Below are 3,008 nucleotides of genomic sequence, written 5' to 3'. Positions count from 1 at the left end.
ATGATGGAGCACGACATCGCGCACTGGTCCGACGTGGTGCGCCATCGCCGGTCTCCCGAGGGGCGGACGCTGTGGCGGCGCTTCCTGGTGGTCCTGGTCCCGGCCGTGCTGGTGCTCATCCTCCTCGCGACGGGCGTGGCGTCCGGCGCCGTTCCCGTGGCGTTGGCGCTCGAAGGTCAGCAGTCGCTGAAGATCACCGCCCAGCAGCTCCATGCCGAGGCCACGGGCACGTTCCCGTCGTTCGTCCAGAACAAGGACGGCTCGCGCCAGCCGGTCATCGTCGTAGGGCTGAACGAACTGAGCCTCGGCGGGCTGTGCGCATCCACGGCGGTCAGCACCCCGGTCGGGAAGTACGTCCTGCGCATCACCACGGCCCCGGGGTCGGCCCCGGTCCAGGCCGGTGCGGTGCAGTTCGCGCTGGAGAGCATCGACGGCCTCGGGGCGTTCGGGCAGCAGCTGTCGATCAACCACGACCTCACCGCGCCCGACGGCACGCCGATCGACACCTCCACCGGCGGGGTGCCACTCACGGTGGGCGGCCTCGGCCTCGACGTGAGCGCCACCGCCCGCTGGGCGACGGTCAACCAGCTGAAGCTCTCCGGGCTCGGGCTGAAGGTCGGCCAGGACCAGAAGGAGTGCTTCTGATGGCCGCGGCGCCCGTCGGTCACCGGCGCGCCCGCAGCGCGCCCACTCCGGCTCGCGGCCGGCTGGCGTGGCGGCGGTGGCGCCGCAGCCGTCCGTTCTGGGCGGGCGTGCCCACGATCGCCGCCGGCGTGGTGGTCCTCGTGGTGCCCGGGGGGAACCTGGACGTGCTGTTGCTCCCCGGCGTCGCCGGGATCTCCGGGTTCCTGTTCGGTGCCGCGCTCTGCGCGCTCGGCCTGTTCTTCTGGTTCCAGCCGCGCAGCCGGTCGTTCGTCGGCATCGCCGTCGTGCTCGTGTCGATCGGGGCGCTGGTGGCCACGAACCTGGGCGGGTTCGTCCTCGGCACGCTGCTGGGGATCGTCGGCGGTGCGCTCGGGTTCGCGTGGACGCCCCACGTGCAGACCCACGGCCGCCGCAGCGTCCATGCCGTCGACGAGACTGGGTGACATGGCCGACTACCGCATCGACGACCTGGCCCGCGCCGCCGACACCACGGTGCGCAACGTCCGCGCGTACCAGGACAAGGGACTGCTGCGGGCGCCGCGGCGTGAGGGCAGGGTCGGGCTCTACACCGACTCCCACCTGGCCCGGCTCCGGCTCATCGGCCGGTTGCTGGCGCGTGGTTACACAGTCGCCAACATCGCCGAGCTGTTCTCGGCGTGGGAGCAGGGCCGTGACCTGTCCCAGGTCCTCGGCATCGAGGAGCTGGTAGCGGGCCTGTGGAGTGACGAGCGACCGGGACGCGCCACGCAGGCGGAGGTGGCCGCGTTCCTCGGCGACCCCCCGGCGTCGCCCGAGCAGGTCACCGAGTCGGTCCGCATCGGCCTGGTCGAGGAGGACGGTGACGGCCACCTGCGGATCCCGAGTCCGCAGATGATGCAGGCAGCGCGGGAACTGGTCGCCGCCGGTGTGCCGCTCGACGCGCTGCTGAGCCTCGGCGGCCGGCTCCTCGCGACCCTGGACGACGCCGCGCGCCGCCTCGTCGAGGTCCTCATGGCGTACATCCCCGCGGACGCCGAGCCCGGGTGGATGCCCTCGGGGGAGGACATCCCGCGCATCGCGCGGTTCCTCGAGACCCTGCGTCCGACGGTCGAGAACGCGCTGCAGGCCGCGGCCGCGCAGGCCCTGCAGCGCCACATCGACGCGGCGTTCGGCGACTACGTAGCGCGGCTGTCCCCGCTCGCGGGGCCGGCGGAGTCGTCGGTCTGAGCCTCGGGCCGGGAGCGGCACCGCCCCGGCATGACGGAGCCGTCGCGGGCCGGCCCGGAGTGCACACGGCCGAAGTCGCGAGCGGGGCGGGCGCCTGTTCGGCTAGGCGCAGCTGCTAGCCTCCCTCCAGAATTGACGTATTCGTCAATGAAGGAAGGGACGGTCGCGACGATGCGCCCACGCTCTCTGAGGCTCCTGCGTACCGCGCTGGGGCTCGGCCTCGTGCTCGTGGCGACGCTCGTCGTGTCGGGGGCACGGGCAGAGGCAGCCCCCGCGGCCGGTTGCTCCGATGTGGACGTCCCGGTGGCCATCGGGCCCGGCCTGCCCGCCGACCAGCGGATCCACGGTCGGCTCTGCCTGCCCGAGGGCGGCCCGTCCCCCGTGCTCCAGGTGCTCGTCCACGGCGCGAGCTACGACCACCGCTACTGGGACTTCCCAGGTTTCGACGGGCGCTACTCCTACGTGCAGCACATGCTCGGGCAGAGCTTCGCGACGCTCGCCGTGGACCAGCTCGGGGTCGGTCGCAGCTCGCACCCGCCGAGCGCCCTGACCACCCAGCTCGCGGCGGCGAACGGTCTGCACGACGTCATCCGGGCCGCACGGCAGGGCGGCCTCGGTCCGGCCTTCCGGCAGGTCGTTCTCGTCGGGCACTCCTTCGGGTCGCTGACCTCCTGGCTCGAGGCAGGCACCTATCACGATGTCGACGGCGTCGTCACCACCGGCGCCTCGCACGTCATCGGCGCAGGCGCCCTCGCGGGTCTGGCGGTGCTCGCCCGGCCGGCGCAGCTCGACCCGGTCACCGCCCCCGCGGTGCCGCCCCTCGACCCGGGCTATCTCAGCATCCCCGGGGCGCGCGCCTCCGCCTTCTACTACCTCCCGAACGCCGATCCGAGGGTCGTCGCGCAGGACGAGGCCACGCGGAGCGAGATCCCCGCGGGCGTCGCGGCCTCGATCCCGGTCTACATCCCCGCGACGCTCGGGATCGACGTCCCGGTGCTGGAGATCAACGGCCACTACGACAAGCCCTTCTGCGCGCAGGGCGGAGGCGGCTCGCCCGTCGACTGCAGCTCCGACGAGACCCTCCACGCCGCGGAGGCCCCGTTCTTCTCTCCCGCGGCCCGGCTCCGGACGGTCGTCATCCCTGACGCCGGACACGA

4 protein-coding genes are annotated in these 3,008 nt (G+C 73.1%); all 4 read left to right on the top strand.

Annotated features, from left to right (window positions below):
• A partial coding sequence (locus JWR81_RS18975) for a DUF6230 family protein (RefSeq protein ID WP_297654277.1) occupies positions 1-645 on the top strand: 645 nt, incomplete at its 5' end.
• Positions 645-1,088, top strand: coding sequence for a DUF6114 domain-containing protein (locus tag JWR81_RS18970; protein ID WP_297654274.1), 444 nt, complete (start codon positions 645-647; stop codon positions 1,086-1,088). The genes JWR81_RS18975 and JWR81_RS18970, both read left to right, overlap by 1 nt.
• Before the next feature lies 1 nt (position 1,089).
• Complete coding sequence (locus JWR81_RS18965) at positions 1,090-1,851, top strand: MerR family transcriptional regulator (RefSeq protein WP_297654271.1); 762 nt, start codon at positions 1,090-1,092, stop codon at positions 1,849-1,851.
• Between the two features lie 171 nt (positions 1,852-2,022).
• On the top strand, positions 2,023-3,008 hold a 986-nt coding region (locus tag JWR81_RS18960; protein ID WP_297654268.1), incomplete at its 3' end, for an alpha/beta fold hydrolase.

The sequence above is a fragment of the Pseudonocardia sp. genome (assembly GCF_025965585.1).
GTDB lineage: Bacteria > Actinomycetota > Actinomycetes > Mycobacteriales > Pseudonocardiaceae > Pseudonocardia.
This window is presented reverse-complemented; position numbering and strand designations above follow the sequence as displayed.

Excerpts from the sequence above, each read along its gene's own strand:
- JWR81_RS18970 (WP_297654274.1), top strand. The coding sequence starts at position 645 with ATGGCCGCGGCGCCCGTCGGTCACCGGCGCGCCCGCAGCGCGCCCACT.
- JWR81_RS18965 (WP_297654271.1), top strand. The coding sequence starts at position 1,090 with ATGGCCGACTACCGCATCGACGACCTGGCCCGCGCCGCCGACACCACG.